Source organism: Sphaerotilus sp. (assembly GCF_041083715.1).
Taxonomy (GTDB): domain Bacteria; phylum Pseudomonadota; class Gammaproteobacteria; order Burkholderiales; family Burkholderiaceae_C; genus Sphaerotilus.
In genome coordinates, this window is sequence record NZ_JBFPGY010000106.1 from 20261 (window position 1) to 39199 (window position 18939).

An 18939-nucleotide genomic window follows, 5' to 3' on the forward strand; every position below is an offset into this window, starting at 1 on the left:
AGGAGACACCATGAAAAACGTAGCCGTCTTCGGCGCCGGTCGCATCGGCCGCATCCACGCAGCCAACCTCGCCAGCCTGCCTGGCGTGAAGCTGCAGTCCATCTGCGATCCCGTCGGCGACAGCGCCGCGCAGCTCGCGCAGCAGCTCGGTGCGCAGGTCTCGACCATCGAGGCCGTGCTGGCCGATCCGTCGATCGACGCCGTCGCGATCACTTCGCCCACGTCCACCCACTCGGACCTCATCACCCGCGCCGCTGCCGCCGGCAAGCACATCTTCTGCGAGAAGCCGGTGGACCTGTCGGTGCCGCGTGCCATCGCCTGCGGCGAGGCCGTGAAGGCGGCGGGGGTGGCCTGCATGATCGGCTTCCAGCGCCGCTTCGACCCCACCTTCAACGAAGCCCGCACCCGCATGGACCGCGGCGACATCGGCAACCCCGAGATGCTGGTCATCACCAGCCGCGACCCTGGCGCCCCGCCCGCCGAGTACATCAAGGCCTCGGGCGGCATCTTCCGCGACATGCTGATCCACGACCTGGACGTGTTCCGCTGGATCCTGTGCGCCGACGGCGACGAGGCCGCGTGGCTGAGCGCCTCCGGCTCGGTGCTGACCGACCCGGCCATCGCCGACCTGGGTGACTTCGACAGCACGGCGGTCACGATCCGCACGCACAAGGGCCGCCTCTGCCAGATCAACACCAGCCGCCGGGCCGCCTATGGCTACGACCAGCGCTTCGAGGTGCTCGGCTCGGCCGGGATGCTGCAATGTGGCAACCACACGCCCAGCCAGGTCGTGCAGTGGGATGCCAACGGCGTCACCGCCGACAAGCCGGAAGCCTTCTTCCTGCAGCGCTACGCAGCCGCCTACAAGGCGGAAATCGCGCACTTCTTCGATTGCCTGCAGACCGGCGCCGCGTTCCGCACGACCGTCGCGGACGGCGTGAAGGCCCAGATCCTCGCTGATGCCGCGTCCGAAAGCGCACTCAGCGGCCAACCGGTGCGCTTCTGATGAGCCGCCTTCGCATTGGCATCGCCGGCCTCGGCCGCCTCGGTCGCCGCCACGCCGAAGCGCTGGCGTTCTCCACCCGCCATGTCGATCTCGTGGCGGCCTGCAGCCCGGTCGAGGCGGAGCGCGATTTCGCTGCCCGCGATCTGGGCATCGCCACGGACCGCCTGTACGCGGACTTCGATGCGTTCGTCGCCGATCCTGGCCTGGACGCGGTGGTGCTGGTCACGCCGACTTCGCTGCACGCCGACCAGGCGATCGCCGTGTTGCGGGCTGGCAAGCACGTCTTCATCGAGAAGCCGCTGGCGCTGAACCTGCCCGACTGCGAGCGCGTGCTGGCGGTGGCCGCCGAGCATCCGCAGCAGGTGGCGATGGTCGGTTTCGTGCGGCGCTTCGACCCGAGCTACCGCAACGCGGCGGCGGCAGTCGAGGCGGGCGAGATCGGCCGGCCGTTCCTGGTCCGCTCGCAGACCTGCGACAAGAACGACCCGGACGGATTCTTCGTCCGCTTCGCGCCGACTTCGGGCGGCATCTTCATGGACTGCAGCGTCCACGACATCGACCTGGCCCGCTGGCTGCTCGGCCGTCCGAAGGCACTGCGGGCGTTCGCCACCGGCACCATCGCGCTGCACCCTGGCCTGGCCGCGTGCGGCGACGTGGACAACGGGCTGGCGATCGTCGAGTTCGAGGGCGGTGCGCGGGCGGTGTTCTATGCCTCGCGCACGCTGGCGCACGGGCATGAGACGACGACCGAGGTGATCGGCACGGCCGGCAAGCTGCTGGTGGGCGAACACGCGGCGCGCGACCGGGTGATCCGCAGCGACGCGGGCGGCGTGTCGCACGCGGTGCTCGGCGATTTCCACGAGCGTTTCGAGTCCGCGTTCACCCACGAGATGGCCGCGTTCGTGGCGGCGTGCCGCGGGGTGGAGCCGCTGTCGCTCACGCTGTCGGATGCGATGGAGGCCACGCGCATCGGGTTGGCGATCACGCGGTCACTGCACTCGGGGATGCCCGAGGCGGTGTGACCGCGCGGGGGCTCAGTAGCCGGTCGGTCCGCCCGGCGGCTGCAGCCCCACGCCGCCCAGCCCGCTGCGCGGCTCCAGGCTCAGCCGCAGGTAGATCGACCCGCTGCTCTGCGTGTACTGCGCAGCGCGCTCCAGCCCGAGCCGGGTGCCGATGTCCAGATGCCGCGTGAGCTGGTATTCCATCGCGCCCCCCAGGTTCAGCACCAGCCCCGAGTCGGTGCGCGAGGCGTACACCGCCGACGGCACGCGCTGCTGCGCGGCCAGGTTCTCCAGCGAGGATTGCGCGGCGGCGTCGGTCGGGAAGTAGGGCGCGGCGTCCTCGCGGTAGGCCTGCAGGCCGGCCGAGCCCTGCAGCCCCCAGCTCAGGCGGCCGCTGCGGCCCATCCAGTTCACCGGTACGGTCAGCGCCAGCAGGTGCTGCGGGCTGAAGTAGCCGCCATGGCCCCAGGTGTAGCCGCTCAGGTTGCGCCGGTAGTGCTGGTAGCCGAGGTTCATGCCGATCTCGACCTGCGTGTCGGCCAGCCGCTGCGCCTGCCAGAAGCTGCCCGCGCCCAGCTCGAAGCGGCTGTTGTCGGCCACCTGCTGGCCCGTCACGGCGTGCAGACCGCCATAGCCGTAGACGCTGACATCGGCCTGCTCCCATGCCACCTGTGCCCGTGCGCCGGTGGTGCGCACGCCGCCCCAGACGCGGCCCGTGCGCGCATCGGTCGTGCCGGCAAACGACAGCAGACTGTCGGTGACGGCGCGGCGCGAGGCGTCCACCGTCAGCGTCAGGCCCTGCGCGAACTCGTCGATGTAGCGCAGCCCGCCCACGACATCCACCACCGCGAAGCCGACCGGCGTGGCGCCGACATCGATCGCCAGGGTGCGCGTCTTCAGCCCGGCGGCCACGCCGACCCCCGTGGCGCTCTGCGACGGCGCGACCACCACGCCGGTCGCGTCCAGCCCCAGCGTGCCGCTGCGTGAGCGGGCGGCCTGGCTGACCTGTCCCGCGCTGGCGACGACCGGCGTCACCTTGACGCTGACCTGCCCGACGTCCTCGATGGTCTTGCGGCCCTCGATCGGCGTCTGCACCAGATCGAGTCGGCCGAGGCCGGCGTCGCCGCTGCGTGACCGGAGCGCGCCGGCGACTTCGAGGCTGGTGCGGCCCCGCTCGACCTGCACTTCGGCGAGTTCGTCGCCCAGGGTCCTGGCCCGCTGTGGCGGGCCGACAGGTCGTCCGGCGGCGGCCGGTGCCTGCGCCACCGTGGTGGCCATCTGGAGCGGGGCCTGGAGTGCGGTCGCGGTCGTGGCCACCGGTGCCGGCTCCCGCCAGCGCAGCGAGCGGCTGACCGCACTGTCGGCACCGGGCCGGGCCGATGGCAGGCCTGCACCCGTCGGCGGCAGCTGGTCCAGATTGGCGAGCGCGAGCGGGGTGTTCGACGAGAAGCCGGACGGGGGCACCAGCGCCGGTACGCCCCCGGCCAGCAGGGTGCGCGAGCGTCCGTCCGCCGCATGGGCTGCAAAGGGATTGCCGGCGACGCGGGCCTGTCCCCACTGCACCGGCCTGGGCTGCTCGGCGGCGATGGCCGCACGCAGGTACTCGGCCGCCTTGCCGAACTGGCCCAGCGCGCGGTGGTGGCGCGCGTACTGGGCCAGCACGGCGGGGCTGTTCGGCGCGAGCCGTCCGGCTTCCTGCAGGGCCATCACGGCCGAATCGGTGTCCTTCTGGGCATCGGCGGCACCGGCCAGGCCAAGCCAGGCGTCCAGCGTGTCCGGCTGCTGCTGCAGCACGGATTCGTACAGCACGCGGGCCTGGGTGTCGTCGCCACCGGCGGTGTAGAGGCGCGCCAAGGCCATCTGCAGGCGCGGCTCCTGCGGGCGGTCCTGCAGCACCGGGGCCAGGGCCTCGTAGGCGTTGTAGAGGTCGCCGCCATCGCGCAGCTGGTCGGCCTGGCGCAGCGCCAGCGCGGTGCGCAGGTCGTCGAAATCGCGCCGCTGGCCGGCGGTGAGCGGCTGCGCGGCGAGCTGGCGCAGCGCGCCGGCGAGTTCTGCGTCCTGCCGGGTCTGCAGCAGCAGCGCGGCGTGGCGCAGGCGCAAGCCTGCTCCGGCCTGTGGCTGCGCGGCCAGCGTGGCGCGGATGAGCTGGCCGGCACGGGCCTCGTCGCCCAGCTCCAGCCGTGCACCGGCCACGGCGCCGACCATGTCCGGATCCTGTCCGGCGGCGGTTTCGGCTTCGACCAGCATCGCCTCGGCCTGCCAGCGCTGACCGGCGCGGGCCTGGGCCACGGCGTCGGCGGCCTGCGCCTGCACGGCGAGGCGGCGCTGCAGCCGGCCCATCTCGGTGGTGCGCTCACGCGCGGGCACCTGCTCCAGGCTTTGCAGCGCGCCGGACCAGTCCTTCAGCTCGGTCTGCAGCAGCGCCCGCGCCTGCAGGGCCTCGCCCGGATGTGCGGCGGGGATGACGAAGGCGTCGGTCTGCGTCCGCGCGGCACCGACCCGGTTCTGACGCATCAGCAGCTGGCCCAGCGACAGCCGCACCCACGGCGACGCCGGTGCCAGCGCCACGGCCTGCTCCAGCAGCGCCTGTGCGCCGGCCAGATCGCCACGCTGCTGCGCCAGATCGGCCTGCAGCCGCATCTGGCCGGCCTGGAGCCCGGTTTCGCCGCCCAGGCGTGCGAGCACATCGGCGTCCATGCGCTGCAGCAGCGTGCGCTGCGGCTCGGTCCGCCCCGAGGCGCCGAGCACCTGGTACAGCCCGGCGTTGGCGCGCGGGTGGCGGGCGTCGGCGCGCAGCGCTTCGCGGTAGGCAGCGTCGGCGCCGAGGAACTGGCCCTGCTCGGCCAGCAGCTCGCCGAGCAGCACCTGGCCTTCCGGTTCCTTCGGATCGGTCTCGACGGCGCCCTTGGCCAGGCGGGTCGCGCGGTCCAGGTCGCCGACCTGGCGTGCGGCCTGGCCGTCGTGGACCGCCTGCCAGTGCATGGCCGAGCGGTAGACCGGCTTCCAGCGCGCGCCGTTGGTCGCGGCGCTGGCGCGGCCGAGCAGTTCGCCGGCGTCGGCGAAGCGGTCCTCGCGCATGCGGACGATGCCCAGGCCGGCCAGCGCGTCGGTCTCGTCCGGGTGCTGGCGCAGGACGGTGTCGAAGCGTTCGTTGGCCGTCTTCAGGTCACCGCTGTCGATGGCGGCGAAGCCCTGGCGGATGGCGGGTGACAGGCCCGGCGCTGTCGCGCGCGTGGTGGCTGCCGTGCCTGCGGCGGTCACCGCGGGTGGTGCCCTGCGCGGGGCTGCCGTGGCGCTGGTGCCGGTCGCCGCGGCGGCGGCCGCCCGAGACTGGCTCGGCTGTGCCAGTGCAGTCAGCTTGGTGTTCAGCTCCGCGTCATCGCTGGCGCCGGCCAGGTATTGGCGGATCAGCGGAGCGTCCGGGCTGCGCGCGTCCAGCCACACCAGCGCCTGGCGCCATGCGGCGCGTGCCTCCTTGCGGATCTGTGGCGGTGCGTCGGCCTGGGTGGACAGCGCGGCGAGGCGCTGGATCGCATCGCGGCGCGTCGGTTCGCGGTAGCTCAGGTGCTTGGCGTGGGCCAGCGCGGGGCCGGGCTGGCCGGGCGCGGCCTGGCTGAGGCGCTCCAGGCCGCGGCGGGCCTCGTCCCAGCCTTCGCGGGTGCCGCCCAGCGTCTGGTAGTACTCGACGGCGAGGTCATCGCTCGGGGGCTGGGCGCCGAGCGCCTGCCTGTAGGTGCGGGCCGCGGCTTCGGTCTGGCCGGCTTGCGCGTACTGGCGGGCGGTGGCGATCAGGGACTGGCTGGAGGTCTGGGACTGGATCTGCGTGGCCAGCGCAGCCAGCCCCGGGTGGTTCGGGCTCGCCTGGCGCAGCCGGGTCAGGTAGGCGCCGGCGTCGTCGAACCGGCCGACTTCGACGCTCTGTGCGGCGAGGCCATAGAGCGCATCCGGTTGCCGCGGATCGACGCCCAGCAGCTTCTGCCAGGTCTGCCCGGCCAGATCGGCCCGGCCGCGCTGTTGCCAGTGGTGCGCCTGCTCGATGAGTTGCTGCACGGTCGTGGACCGCGCGCTGTCCGGGGTCGCCGCGGGTGCCGCTGCAGTGGCGGCCTGCACGACGGTCGTTGCCAGGCTGGTCACCAGGCCCAGGCACGCCAGGGCCACCCGGGTCGGCGTCGGGCGCAGGAAGGAGGGAGCGGAAGACGGAGTGGACAGATGCGTCATGGGGTCGGGCAGCGGGAAGCCGAAGAAGAAGGAGCGCGCTGCAGCCGGCCGTGGCGGTCGCAGCGCCAGCGTTGCTGCAGCCAGCCGGCGCTGAAGAGTGCCAGGGCGTGGTCGTAATAGCGCAGTCGCGTGGTCGGGCTGGCGCAGACCGTGGCGAGCCGTTCGGCCAGCAGCCGGGCGCCGGTGCAGTCGCCCAGCGCGACGAGGTAGGGCTGCAGTGCTGCGATGAAGCCGGGCGGCGCGGTGCCGCGGGTGAGTGCGGCCGGATCGGTGCCGGCCGCTGCGCGGGTGGCGAAGCGCTCGGGCAGCGGCAGGGTGCGGGTGTGGCGCTGGATGCCGGACAGGCCCTGCAGCAGGGCCGGGCGCAGCGGGTCGTCCGCCGGTGCGACACCGGCCCAGAGGTAGCAGCGGATCGCGTCGTAGCTGCCGGTGTCGCCCTGCTGTGTGTCGGCGATCCAGCGGCCGCGCAGCGGCGCGCTGTGCTGCACGCTCCAGGTGGCCCAGTCGGGGGCGAGTCCGTTGGGCGCGATCGCCGGCAGCGTGCGCGCGGACTGTTCGGCCAGCACGGTCCACGGCCCGCCCGGATCGGCGCTGGCCAGACCGCGCAGCAGGTGCAGCGGCGCGTAGCTCGGGTTGAAGCGCCACTGCAGGCGGTCTGCGCTGACGAAGCCCTGCGGACCCGGCAGCAGCATCGTGCCCAGGCCGGGCACGTCCACCACCTCCTCGGCCCGGATGCGCGCCAGCAGGGCCCGGCCCTCGGTGGCCAGCGTGGGGGCATTCCACAGGCGGGCGGCCTCGATCAGCGTCCAGGCCAGCCAGAGGTCGGCGTCGCTGGCGGCGTTGGCGTCGAGCACGCCCCAGCGGCCGTCGCGCTGCCGGCCCCACTGCCAGGCGGGCAGGCGCGCGGTCAGGTCACCGCCGCAGAGGTTCTGGCGGGTCCAGTACAGCAGCGCATCGAAGCGCGGGCGGTCGTCGGCCACCAGCGCGAAGAACAGCCCGTAGGCCTGGCCTTCCGAGGTGCTGACGCGCGCTTCGGTGTCGGGGTCGAGCACGCGGCCGTCCGGCTGCACGAAGGCGGCGACGAAGCCCGACCAGAGTGCATCGAAGTCGTCGCAGGCGATCCGGCGCGCGGCCGCTGGCGGCTGGCCAGCCGGTGTGGCGCAGGCCGTGCTGGCGAGCGCACCCGCCCCGCCGGCGAGCGCGCCGATCCGCAGCAGCAGACGCCTGCGCTGCGGATTGCACGACGGCGGCTCAGCTGGATGCACCGGCATGGCGGCGCATGGCATGGCGCTGCAGCAGCAGGTAGATCACCCCGGACAGCACCAGGATGGCCAGCATCAGGACGGTCCAGAGCAGCACGGGCCGGTCCGAGAGCTTCCAGCGGATCCAGCTCAGCCAGGGCAGGTCGCCGCTGGCGTACGTCGGATCGGCGCTGTAGGCGGTGACATGGCCGGATTCGTCGAACAGCGTGACGTGGCCATGGATCTGGGACAGGCGGCTGCCGTCGAGCAGGGCGTCGGTGATGAAGGACAGGGCGGCCGGTGTGGTGGCCATCAGGCCGACCACGCTGCGGTTGGCGGACAGCGGGGATTCGAAGCCCACCAGCGCGGCCTGCGGATCACTGCCGCGGAAAGCGAGTGCGTGCAGCGCCGGGTGTTCCTCGCGCTGCCAGAGCGTGCCGAGCCAGCGCAGCCAGTTCGGCAGAGCGATGTCGACAGGGAGCAGACTGCTGCCGGCCCGGGGTGGGCCCGCCGGCGTGGCCTCCGCCGCGCGGACGGCGGCGAGGTCCCGGAAGGGCATGTCGGTGGCCCAGTCGGCGAACAGGCGCTGGTTGCCGGCACTGCCGATGACGATCAGGTCGCGCCCGGCCACCTGCGCCACGTTGCGGGCATGCACCACCTGGATCAGCCGGGCGGACAGGCCGGTGGCCTCGCCCGCCCGGCCCATCAGCGTGAGGTAGGCGTCGAGGTCTTCGCGCGAAGGCTGGTCGGGCAGCACCACCGCGGTCTCGGCCAGGTCCGCCAGCCGGGTGTAGGGGTGGGCGGTGTTGGCGAAGGCGGCCAGGTCCGGCATGGGCAGGAAGTGGGGTGCGCCGGAGAAATCGATGGTCGATGCACCGTCGATCGCGCTGCGCGGGCGGTCGAGCGCCGCGTCGGCGCGGCTCTCGCGGGCGCATTCGGTGGCCTCGTCGCCGACGCTGTGCTCCACCGTCAGGCCGAGGTGGGCATGCGATTGCGTGCCGAGTGTCGCCACGGGGATGCGCAGGCTGCGGCGCGCGGAGTGGGTCAGTGCCTCGTCGCGTTCGCCACGGATGCTGCGCTGCAGGTTGTCGAGCCAGCGGCCGGCCATGCCCGGGTCGAGCCGTTCGTCGAGCTGGTGTTCGCCGTTGAAACGCACCCGCAGCATGGCTCCGCCATCGTCCGGCCGCGCCTCGTAGCGCAGCCGCAGATCGACCTGCACCTTGCGTTCGCGCCAGGGGAACAGGTCGGGTGGCAGGCGCATCTGCACGTCGACCGCCAGAGGCCGTGCGTCGTGTGCGTTCAGCGACGCGGCGGGGACCAGCTCGTCCAGCCGCACGGGGCGGTCGGTCGGGGTCCAGTGGGGGGCATCCCAGGCCTGGCGCGGGGCGGTTTCGGTCAGGCGGTCGATCAGCGCGGTGCTGCCGTGGCCCGGCAGCTGGCCACGCACCAGCGCATCGGCGGCGCGGCGCAGTTCCTCGCTGTTGCGGCCGAGCAGATAGAGCACCTTGCGCTGCGGCTGCTCCGGGTGTGTGGCGATCGTCACGGTGGCGCCGGCCATCGGCGGCAGGACCACGCCGACCGGCGCATCCTCCGGCGTGGCGAGCACGATCGCGTTGCCGCCGGGCAGGCGGTCACGCGCCTGGATGCGCACGCCCCGGTAGGCGGAGAGCGCGCCGAACCAGGACGCGACATGGCCGGCGGCCTGCAGCGTGGCGTTGCTGGCGCGCGGCGAGAGCACCAGCGTCAGCTCGTTGCGGCGCGGATCGTGCGGGTCGAAGAAAGGGGCCGGCAGCAGCGAGAGGTCATCGGCCAGCGGCAGCGGCGACATCACCAGGTTCAGCGACGAGGTCGGGCTGATCTGGGCCCAGAGGCCGGCGCCGTCCGGATCGTTGCAGTCCACCGGCTCTGCGAGCTGCAGCGTCAGCTCGTTCTGGTCGAGCACCAGGCGCGGGTCGATCGGCACCGTGTGGCTGAAGCTGGTCTTGCCACTGGCTTTCGGCGCGTCCAGCCGGGTCACGACCTCACCGTTCAGCCGGACTTCCAGCGCCCCGGCGCGCCCGGCAAGCATCGGCGACTGGACCAGATCGAGCTTGAGCACGGCAGACGCCACCATCTCGTCTGCCCGCAGCGCGAATGGCAGCCGCTGGCGCGGGTGACCACGCTTGAGCATGACGGCTTCGCGCTGGCCGAGCTGCGAGAAGGGCATCACCAGATCACGGTCCTGGCTGGCCGCGAGCGAGCCGGTCTGGCCCAGGGCCAGGGCGAGCAGCGTGACCACCGCCTGCCGCGCCAGCCGGTGGGCGGGCCTGGCCGGCGTCGCATGGGGCTTCTTCGTCATCGCCTGCAATCCTTGTGCTGTCATGCGCGGATCGACGCCGGCCGGCGGGGCTGGGCCGCCTGTTTCGACTTCCAGCCGAACACCTTGGCGCAGCCACGCACGCCGAGGCCCACGATCTGCCGCAGTGCGTGGGCGGGCCGGTCCGGCGCGTGGCGCGCGGCGTGGTCGATCCAGGCATCGGCGCGGGCGAAGGTGATCTCCACCAGATCCATCTGCTGCTGCAGCGTCATCGGATCGAAGCGCAGGCCGTGGTGCTCGCCCTGGCGGAACACGATCAGCGCCGAGAACAGCGCGGCGTGGTCGCCACGCAGCAGGGCCAGCGTGACGGGTGTCTGCTCGTCCAGCATCACGCCGGGCGGCAGACGCACGCGCAGGCCGCCTTCGGAGAAATCCTCGGTCTCGACGTGCCAGACGCGGCCGTCGGCGGTTTCCATGCGCGCCGGGATGCCGAACTGCACCCGGTGCGACTTGCGCACCTGCCGGGTCTCGGACGCGGCTGCGGCCGCGGCACCCAGGATCACCAGGTTGTAGAGCGTCCACAGCATGTTGAGCAGCACCGTGTCCAGCTCGTGCGTGTTCCACCAGATCAGCCGCGCGATGCCCACCACGAAGCCGATCAGGTTCAGCGACAGCAGCACCACGTACGGCCGTGCGATGCCCCAGTCGAAGAAGTCGCGCTCGATGTAGCCGCCCTTGGCGGTGACGTTGAAGCTGCCGGCCTTCGGGTCGATCAGCGCCAGCATGGTCGGACGGAAGATGTACCAGGCCAGCACCGCTTCATACACCTCGGCCCAGAACGAATGCCGGAACTTGCCCTGCGTGCGCGAGTTGACGAGGTTGGCGTGCACCAGGTGGGGCAGGGCCATCGCGGCGATCATCACCGCCGAGGCGTGGATCACGTGCGCTTCGAAGAACAGGTAGGCCAGCGGCGCGGTCAGGAACACCAGCCGCGGCAGGCCGTAGAAGAAGTGCAGCATCGCGTTCGAGTAGCACAGCCGCTGCGCCCAGGTCAGCCCCTTGCCCAGCAGCGGGCAGTCGGTGCGGAAGATCTGCGCCATGCCGCGCGCCCAGCGGATGCGTTGCCCGACGTGGGCGGACAGGCTCTCGGTGGCCAGGCCCGCGGCCTGCGGGATGCCGATGTAGGCCGTGTTCCAGCCGCGGCGGTGCAGCTTGAGCGCGGTGTGGGCGTCTTCCGTCACGGTCTCGATCGCCACGCCGCCGACCTCCATCAGCATCTCGCGCCGCAGCACCGCGCACGAGCCGCAGAAGAAGGTGGCGTTCCAGAAGTCGTTGCCGTCCTGCACCAGCCCGTAGAACAGCTCGCCCTCGTTGGGCACGTCGCCGAAGGTGTCGAGGTTGCGCTCGAAGGGGTCGGGCGAGAAGAAGTGGTGCGGCGTCTGCAGCATCGCCAGCTTGGGGTCCTTGTAGAACCAGCCGAGCGTCATCTGCAGGAAGGAGCGTGTCGGGATGTGGTCGCAGTCGAAGATGGCGACGAATTCACCGTCGGTGTGCGAGAGCGCGGCGTTGATGTTGCCGGCCTTGGCGTGGCGGTTGTCGCTGCGGATGACCCAGTCGATGCCGACCTCCTCGGCGAAGTCGCGGAACTCCTCGCGCCGGCCGTCGTCGAGCAGGTGGATGCGCAGCTTGTCGAGTGGCCAGTCCATCGCCATGGCCGCGAGCACAGTCGGCTTCACCACCTTCAGCGGCTCGTTGTAGGTGGGGATGAAGATGTCGACCGTCGGCCAGTCCTCCACCGGCATGGCCAGCGCCACGGGGCGGCGCTCCAGCGGCCAGATGGTCTGGAAGAAGCCCAGCACCAGCACCAGCCAGGCATAGATCTCGGCGGCGATCAGGCCGCTGCCGAAGAACAGGTCCAGGCCGCTGTCCATCTGCATGGTCTCGGTCAGCCGCCAGTAGAGATAGCGGCTGGAGACCGTCAGCGAGATGAAGGTCAGCAGCAGCGTCACGAAGCGACCCGATCGCCGGTTCAGCAGCACCGCGCAGGCGAAGCACAGCACGCCGAAGACCACCTGTTCCCAGAGGTCGAGCGGAACCGAGATGACGGTGACCATCAGCAGCGCGCTGCTGAGCAGCATCGCCAGTTGCAGCGCCCGGTATTCCCAGGTGTCCCAGTGCCAGCCGGCGGTGCGCCAGGCGCCGATCGGCGAGATCCGCGGACCGGCCGAGGTCGGCGGACGGGAGGGCTTGGAGAGATCCGGCAGTGCGGCCATGGTGGTAGGAAAAGACGGACAGGCAGACAGGCCCTGCCGTCGGCACGCTGCGTTCTATGCAGTGCCGGCGGAAGGGGATCGTTCGGATCAGCGGTCCGGTGAACCGGAGCTGCGGGTCGCCAAGCGACCGAACAGCCGGTCCAGCCGTGTGGGCTGGGGCGATGGATGGCCAGGGGCGTGCTGGAGACTGGCCATGGCACCTGGTCCGCGCCCGTCGGCAGGTGCTGGCTCTTGTGGGCTGGCCAGCCGGTTCAGGATGGACGACAACGAGGACGATCCGGCCGGCGGAGAGGTCTGCACCACACGCAGCACGGGCGGCGTGGCGGGGGCAAGGGCTGGCGCCTGGGGAGGCGTGGCCACTGGCTCGACCGGCCGCACCATCGCTGCCCGCCGCAATGCCGCCCGCGAGGCGTTGTACTTCGCCAGATCCTGGTAGAGGCCGGCGTCGTGGCCCAGCGTCTTCAGCAGGTTGTTGATGTCGTCACCGTTGTTCATGTGGAAGGCTCTTGCTGCGACAGGACAACTGAACCCTGAGCCGCCGGATCAGGCGGCCAGGGCAAAAACGTACAGAGGCTCGATGCTGGTGGTGTCGGTGGCGAGTTGCTGCACCCGCAGGCGGTCGCCGGCACCCGCCGCCCGGAGCCATTGCTCGTAGGCGCCTTCCAGGACTGCCGGAGACCAGTGCCTGCTGCCCGCGCCGAACGCGGCTTCGATCGGTGCGCAGTGGTGGATGATCTTCAAGGCATCATCGGTATCGTTGAGTTCCACCCAGCCCCAGTTCATGCCGGACCACACGCCATTCATGGCCTCTTCCAGATCCGGCAGCAATTCCATGGCTGGCAGCGGTGCGCTGCGGGCCATCGAGACCCCCAGGCGCCGCATGAGTGCGCGGGCCTGGTCAGGCTCGATCCGGCTGCTCAGCTCCTGCGCCAGCGCACCCAGAAAGGGGCGCCACTGCGGCGAGCACCGGTATCGCAGGTGGTAGTCGTGGTCGGAAAGCGGGCGGTTCATCGGCTATAAATATGCAAAAACCGGCTAAAGTAAACAAAATTGTGCAAAATTACACTTATTTCGGGGATAGTACCATGTTGAATATTGAGTTATTGCAAAATTTTTCATTCCGTCACAGGTTGTGGTGTTGCCTGATTGAACAGTCCAAGGAAACGTTTTTTGCACTCCCTCTTCTGGGGGACTTGATACATCCATTCGAGGACTCTGCACGGCGCTACCATCGAATCACCGAGAACAAGGTTGTCTGTGGAGTGTTCGATGAAGGTACTGCTGATCGATGACCATCCGCTGATCCTGTCGGCCATGCAGAGCGTGATCCTCGGCCTGGGTGCCAATGTGGAGGCTGTCGGTGTGGAGACCGCTGCCGAATGCCGCGAACTGCTGCAGCGCGATTCCGATTTCGACCTGGTGCTGCTCGACCTGCACCTGGATGACGCCAGTGGCTTCGATGTGCTCGGGGAGTTGCGCACGAGCTATCCGGCGCTGCCGGTGGTGGTGGTCTCCGCGTCGGACCGGGCAGGGGACATGATCCGGGCCATCGATTCCGGTGCGATGGGATTCGTGCCCAAGCGGGCCAGCAACGAACTGCTGTTCGAGGCGCTGCATCTGGTGATGTCGGGTGGCATCTATGTGCCGCCGATGACGCTCAACCTGGGCGATTCGACCTTGCCCATGGCCTTGTCGAACCCGGGTGTCGGGGCGCTGAAATCGGGGGGCTCTGGGCCAGGGACCGATGACGATCGACTCTCATCCGACAGCCACCGCCTTGACCACCGCCGCCGGGCCAGCGAGGCTGCCGAACGCGACGCCATGCTCGAAGGCCTGGGCCTCACACCCCGGCAACGCGAGGTGCTGGCCTTGCTGCTGGACGGCAAGTCCAACAAGATCATCGCCCGGGATCTGGCCATCTCGGTCGAGACGGTCAAGGACCATGTGGCCGCCGTGCTGCGCACGCTCGGGGTCAACTCGCGCACGCAGGCCGTGGCGGTCGTCAGCCGGATGCCTCTGCCGTCGAGCAGCGTGGCGGCACCGCGCGGTGCCCTGCTGCGCTGAGCGGACGGGGCCCATGCCGACCGATCCGCAGGCGCTGCCCGACCGCGTCCGCAGCCTGTACGCACAACTGCCCGCGAGTCTGCTGGGACAGGCGATCGCCGTGGGCTCGATCGCTGTGCTGTTCCTGGCCATGCCGGGCGGGCCGAGGCCGAGCAACGCCTTGTCGGGCTGGCTGCTGCTGGCGGTGCTCGCCTTGGGCTGGCGCTGGCGGCAGCACCGCGCCCATGTCGCCCAACCCGAGCCCCCCCTGACCGACTGGCCGATGTGGTACCGCCGCTGGGCGCTGTCGACCCTGTCCTGTGCGGGGGTCTGGGCGCTGTCCATGTTCTGGCTCTATCCCATGGGCAACGAACTGCAGCGCGCCGGGCTGCTGGCACTGCTTGCGTGTCTTGCCATCGACTCGGCTGCGGCCGGCCACCTGGTCACGCTGCTCGGCGTCGGGTTCATGGCGGCGGCAATTGTCTGGCAGCTCCTCGTCCTGCCCGTGTCCGAAGCCCCTCCGGCAGGGCCACTGGCCGGGGGGTTGGGGGTGATCGGCGTGTTCCTTGGTGTGGTGTTCGTGGGGTACCACCAGCGCAAGTGCTATCTCCGGTTGCTGTCGTTCAAGCGGCACTCGGAATTGCTGGCTGCACAACTGGCGGCCGAGAAAGACATCGCCGAGGAGGCCCGGCTCGAAGCCGAGGCCGCCACCCAGGCGCGCACGCAGTTCTTCATCGCCGCCAGCCACGACCTGCGCCAGCCGCTGCACGCGCTGGTGCTGTTCACCGAGTCGCTGCGCCTGCGCAACAAGGATGCGGTGCTGGTGCCGACCATCGCCAGCATCGGTGAATCGGTCGATGCGCTGGAGGCGCTGTTCGACAAGCTGCTCGACCTGACCAGCATCGACAGTGGTGCCATCGTGGTGGAGCCGAAGCTGTTCCACATGCGCGAACTGTATGCGCGGCTGAAGCTGCACTTCGAGCCGCAGGCCTTCGACAAGGGGCTGGGGCTCGATTTCGTCGGCGGGCGTCACGCGGTGCGGGCCGATCCGCTGCTGGTGGAGCGCATCCTGCGCAATCTGGTGTCCAACGCCATCCGCTACACCGAGGACGGCGGGATTCTGGTGAGCTGCCGTGCCCGTTCCGGTCGGCTGCTGATCCAGGTCTGGGACACGGGGCTCGGCATCGACGAGCGCCTGCTGCCCAGCATCTTCGACGAGTTCTACCAGGTCCACGCGCCGCGGGGGCCGGACCTGTCGCCGCGCAAGGGCCTCGGCCTCGGGCTGGCCATCGGGCGGCGCCTGGCGGATCTGCTTGGTGCGCCGCTGAGCGTGCGCTCGCGCCTGGGGCATGGCACGGTGTTCAGCCTGCTGCTGCCGCTGAGCAGTGCCGCGCAGCCGGGTGAGCTGGCCGAGCTGGCTGCGGCGCCGCAGGTCACCGCGCCGACCTGGACCGGTCCGACGCTGGCAGGGCGGCACGTGGTGCTGGTCGGCGCCGAGCTGGATGCCGGCCCGGACGGCACCGGCGCCATGCTGCAGGCATGGGGTGCGCAGGTCAGCGCCTTCTGCAACGCGACACAGGTGCTCGACTGGTCCACCAGCCAGGGCCGTCTGCCGGATCTGGTCCTCATCGGGCGCACGCCAGCGCACGAGCGCGGCGGGGTCGATCTCGTCAAGGCCTTGCGGCAGGTTTTCGGTGCTGCGCTGCCCGCCGTGCTGCTGAGTGACGGGGAGGGCGAAGGCGTGCCTGTTGCCGAGCCCGGCATCCACCTGCTGGCCCGGCCGGTGGCGCCCAACCGGCTGCGGGCGATGGTGAACTTCAAGCTCTCGACCCGTACAATCTCGCACCCCGACCTGTAGCCCACATAGGCAAGCAATCACCATGTCGATGCACGACCGAGACGGAAAGATCTGGATGGACGGACAGCTGGTGGACTGGCGCGATGCCAAGATCCACGTCCTGTCCCACACGTTGCACTACGGCTGCGGCGCCTTCGAGGGCGTGCGCGCCTACAGGACGCCCGGCGGCACGGCGATCTTCCGCCTGCGCGAGCACACGGAGCGCCTGTTCAACAGCGCCAAGATCCTGCGCATGAAGATCCCCTTCACCTTCGAGGAGGTGATGGAGGCGCAGAAGGCCGTCGTGCGCGAGAACCAGCTGGAAAGCTGCTACCTGCGTCCGCTGACCTGGATCGGCTCCGAGAAGCTCGGTGTCAGCCCCAAGGGCAACACCGTGCACCTGATTGTCGCCGCCTGGCCATGGGGCGCCTATCTGGGCGAGGAGGGCCTGAAGCGCGGCATCCGCGTCAAGATCAGCAGCTACACCCGCCACCACGTCAACATCACCATGACGCAGGCCAAGGCGGTGAGCAACTACACCAACTCGATCCTGGCCAACATGGAAGCGACCGAGGACGGCTACGACGAGGCCATGCTGCTCGATGCCAGCGGATTCGTCTCCGAAGGCGCGGGCGAGAACCTGTTCGTCATCAAGAACGGCGTCGTCTACACGCCCGACCTGTCCGCTGGCGCGCTCAATGGCATCACACGCAACACGATCTTCTCCATCTGCGCCGATCTGGGCCTGAAGGTGGTGGAAAAGCGCATCACCCGCGACGAGGTCTACATCTGCGACGAGGCCTTCTTCACCGGCACTGCCGCGGAAGTCACCCCGATCCGCGAACTCGACCGCATCGAACTCGGCTCCGGCTCGCGTGGCCCGCTCACCGAGAAGATCCAGGCCGCCTTCTTCGACATCGTTGGTGGCCGCAATCCCAAGTACGCCGAGTGGCTGACCCCGGTCTGAGCCAGGTCTGAGGAGATTCAAGACATGAGTGACAACAAAGCAGCTGCAGTCGTTGAAGTGCTGGCCTCGGACCTGCAAGGGCCAGGCGTCGTGTTCTGCCCGAACCCGAAGCAGGACCTCTGGAGCAACCACCCCAAGGTCTACATCGACCTGAGCCATGGCGGCGAAGGCAAGTGCGCCTACTGCGGCACCGTCTACCGCCTGAAGGCTGGCGAGACGATCCACGCGCACCACTGAGACGGCGGCTCCTTCTGCCATGAACCGGTCGCTGATCATCGCGCCGCAGTGGATCGGCGACGCGGTGATGAGCCAGCCGCTGGTTGCGGCACTGGCTGCACGGGGCGAAACCCTGAGCGTGGCCGCGCTGCCCTGGGTGTCACCGGTCTACCGGGCGATGCCGGAGGTGGCGGAGGTGATCGACCTGCCGTTTGCCCATGGACGGCTCGACCTGAAGGCCCGGCGTGCGCTGGGCCAGGCGTGGCGTGGGCGTTTCGAACATGCCTACGTCCTGCCGAACTCGCTCAAGTCCGCGCTGCTGCCGTGGTTCGCCCGGATTCCGCACCGCGTCGGTTACCACGGCGAGGGGCGCTACCTGCTGCTCAACGATCGCCGATCGGCTCCGGTGGAACAACGTCCGCCGATGGTGGCGTTCTACCGCGCACTGGCGGGTGACGGTGCGGCGGCGCCCGCCATGGCCGATCCCGTGATGCACCTGCCGTCCGGGCGCGTCGCGGCGGCGCTGCAGGCACACGGGCTGCAGGCCGGCGCCTACTGGGCACTGGCGCCCGGCGCGGAATACGGCCCCGCCAAGTGCTGGCCCGCGACGCACTACGCCGAACTGGCCCGTACGCTGCACGCGGACAGCGGCCAGCCGGTCGTCCTGCTCGGCTCGGGCAAGGAGGCGGCGCTGGCCGAGGACATCGCGCGCCAGGCGGGTGCGGGGTGTCTGGTGCTGGCCGGCAAGACCTCGCTCGATGCGGCGATGGCCTTGATCGCCGGTGCGCGTGGCCTCGTCAGCAACGACTCCGGCCTGATGCACGTCGGCGCGGCCTTTGGTCTGCCGCAGGTCGCCGTCTTCGGATCCACCAGCCCGGAGCACACCCCGCCGCTGAATGCGCGTGCCGAGGTGATCTGGCTGAAGGAAGCGCTGAAGCTCGACTGCGCGCCATGTTTCGAGCGCGTCTGTCCGCTCGGCCACACCCGCTGCCTCACCGAAGTCGCGCCCGAGCGGGTTCGCCGGGCGCTGTGGGCGCGGGTCGACGCCGGGATGCCTCAGAGTTCCAGGTGACCCACCGAGACCACCGGCCCGGTCGGCGCACCGGTCGGTGAACCGCCCGTCGGCTCGACGCTGACGGCGAACGCGGCGGTGCCCTGCAGCAGGTGCTCGCGCAGCACGGTGGTGGCCCCCCGGTTCGACACCAGTCCCAGCGAACGCGGTGCCCCCTTCGGCGGCACGGCCCACAGCTCCAGCGCCTGCGCGGTCGTCACCGCCACGCCCGCCAGCGGCTTGAGCACCAGACTGCGGCCGTCGGCGCCGACGCTGGCGACAAAGCTCGCCGGCCCCTGCTCGGTGCCCATCACCACGATGACGGGTGGTTGCACCGGGCCGGGCAGGGTCAGCGCCACCGCCAGGGCCAGCGTGGCCAGACTGGTCGCACCGGCCAGCCCCTGCCACAGGCCCAGCCGTTGCCACCAGCGCGTCAGATGCTGCTGCGCGGTGGCCAGCGTGGACGTGGACGTCGGCGTGGCCTCGCCGAACAGGCGCTGTTCGATGCCCTGCCACACCGCCGAGGAGGGTGTCACCGGCGGTACGCTCGCCGTCAGCGGCATCAGCCGATCCTGCCAGTACCAGACGGCACGGCGCAATCCAGGGTGTGCCGGCAGCAGGGATTCGAAGCGGCGGCGCGCGCCTCCGCGCAGGGTGCCAAGTACATATTCGGCGGCCAGGCGATCGCTCAGTTCACGGCGGCTGTAGTCCATGGCTCAACCCTGCGGTCCGTGGACGGTGGCAATGGCCGGACCGAAGTCCCTGCCCAAGCCCGTCCGCTCCAGGCAGG

Annotated in this window: 14 protein-coding genes; 7 read left to right on the top strand and 7 right to left on the bottom strand. The window is 70.6% G+C overall.

Annotated elements, in window-relative coordinates:
• Nucleotides 1-10 precede the first annotated feature (10 nt).
• On the top strand, nt 11-1006 hold the full coding sequence (iolG, locus tag AB3X43_RS05265; RefSeq protein ID WP_369428817.1) for an inositol 2-dehydrogenase: 996 nt from the start codon (nt 11-13) through the stop codon (nt 1004-1006).
• Nucleotides 1006-2028, top strand: coding sequence for a Gfo/Idh/MocA family oxidoreductase (locus AB3X43_RS05270; RefSeq protein ID WP_369428818.1), 1023 nt, complete (start codon nt 1006-1008; stop codon nt 2026-2028). The genes iolG and AB3X43_RS05270 overlap by 1 nt, the downstream gene beginning before the upstream one ends.
• 12 nt (nt 2029-2040) lie before the next feature.
• On the opposite strand, the gene AB3X43_RS05275 is transcribed toward AB3X43_RS05270, so the two are convergent.
• From AB3X43_RS05275 to bcsD, 6 genes are all read right to left on the bottom strand, one after another.
• Nucleotides 2041-6225: a cellulose biosynthesis protein BcsC gene (locus AB3X43_RS05275; protein ID WP_369428819.1), complete on the bottom strand. Its 4185-nt coding sequence runs from the start codon at nt 6223-6225 to the stop codon at nt 2041-2043.
• Nucleotides 6222-7496 (bottom strand): cellulose synthase complex periplasmic endoglucanase BcsZ, encoded by a 1275-nt coding sequence (bcsZ, locus tag AB3X43_RS05280; protein WP_369428820.1) that lies wholly within the window; start codon nt 7494-7496, stop codon nt 6222-6224. The genes AB3X43_RS05275 and bcsZ overlap by 4 nt, the downstream gene beginning before the upstream one ends.
• Entirely contained in the window at nt 7477-9804 is a 2328-nt protein-coding gene (locus tag AB3X43_RS05285) for a cellulose biosynthesis cyclic di-GMP-binding regulatory protein BcsB (RefSeq protein WP_369428821.1), read from the bottom strand. Before AB3X43_RS05285 ends, bcsZ begins: the two co-directional genes overlap by 20 nt.
• Before the next feature lie 20 nt (nt 9805-9824).
• Nucleotides 9825-12035: a UDP-forming cellulose synthase catalytic subunit gene (gene bcsA / locus AB3X43_RS05290; protein WP_369428822.1), complete on the bottom strand. Its 2211-nt coding sequence runs from the start codon at nt 12033-12035 to the stop codon at nt 9825-9827.
• An 87-nt stretch (nt 12036-12122) separates the two neighbouring features.
• The gene (locus AB3X43_RS05295; RefSeq protein ID WP_369428823.1) at nt 12123-12530 is read right to left on the bottom strand and encodes a hypothetical protein; all 408 of its coding nucleotides are present in this window, start codon (nt 12528-12530) and stop codon (nt 12123-12125) included.
• A 48-nt stretch (nt 12531-12578) separates the two neighbouring features.
• Nucleotides 12579-13046, bottom strand: a complete 468-nt coding sequence (gene bcsD / locus AB3X43_RS05300; protein ID WP_369428824.1) for a cellulose biosynthesis protein BcsD — start codon at nt 13044-13046, stop codon at nt 12579-12581.
• 258 nt (nt 13047-13304) lie between these two features.
• On the opposite strand from bcsD, the gene AB3X43_RS05305 reads away from it, so the two are divergent.
• The 5 genes from AB3X43_RS05305 to waaF are packed head-to-tail and all read left to right on the top strand — an operon-like array spanning nt 13305 to nt 18170.
• Nucleotides 13305-14099, top strand: coding sequence for a response regulator (locus tag AB3X43_RS05305; RefSeq protein WP_369428825.1), 795 nt, complete (start codon nt 13305-13307; stop codon nt 14097-14099).
• A 13-nt stretch (nt 14100-14112) separates the two neighbouring features.
• Entirely contained in the window at nt 14113-15936 is a 1824-nt protein-coding gene (locus AB3X43_RS05310) for an ATP-binding protein (protein WP_369428826.1), read from the top strand.
• 22 nt (nt 15937-15958) lie between these two features.
• Nucleotides 15959-16882, top strand: a complete 924-nt coding sequence (locus AB3X43_RS05315) for a branched-chain amino acid transaminase (protein WP_369428827.1) — start codon at nt 15959-15961, stop codon at nt 16880-16882.
• Between the two features lie 24 nt (nt 16883-16906).
• Entirely contained in the window at nt 16907-17119 is a 213-nt protein-coding gene (locus AB3X43_RS05320; protein WP_369428828.1) for a zinc-finger domain-containing protein, read from the top strand.
• Nucleotides 17120-17138: 19 nt separating this feature from the next.
• The gene (gene waaF, locus AB3X43_RS05325) at nt 17139-18170 is read left to right on the top strand and encodes a lipopolysaccharide heptosyltransferase II (RefSeq protein WP_369428829.1); all 1032 of its coding nucleotides are present in this window, start codon (nt 17139-17141) and stop codon (nt 18168-18170) included.
• Here waaF and AB3X43_RS05330 read toward each other — a convergent pair.
• Nucleotides 18155-18862: an anti-sigma factor gene (locus tag AB3X43_RS05330; protein ID WP_369428830.1), complete on the bottom strand. Its 708-nt coding sequence runs from the start codon at nt 18860-18862 to the stop codon at nt 18155-18157. The genes waaF and AB3X43_RS05330 overlap by 16 nt on opposite strands.
• Nucleotides 18863-18939 lie beyond the last annotated feature (77 nt).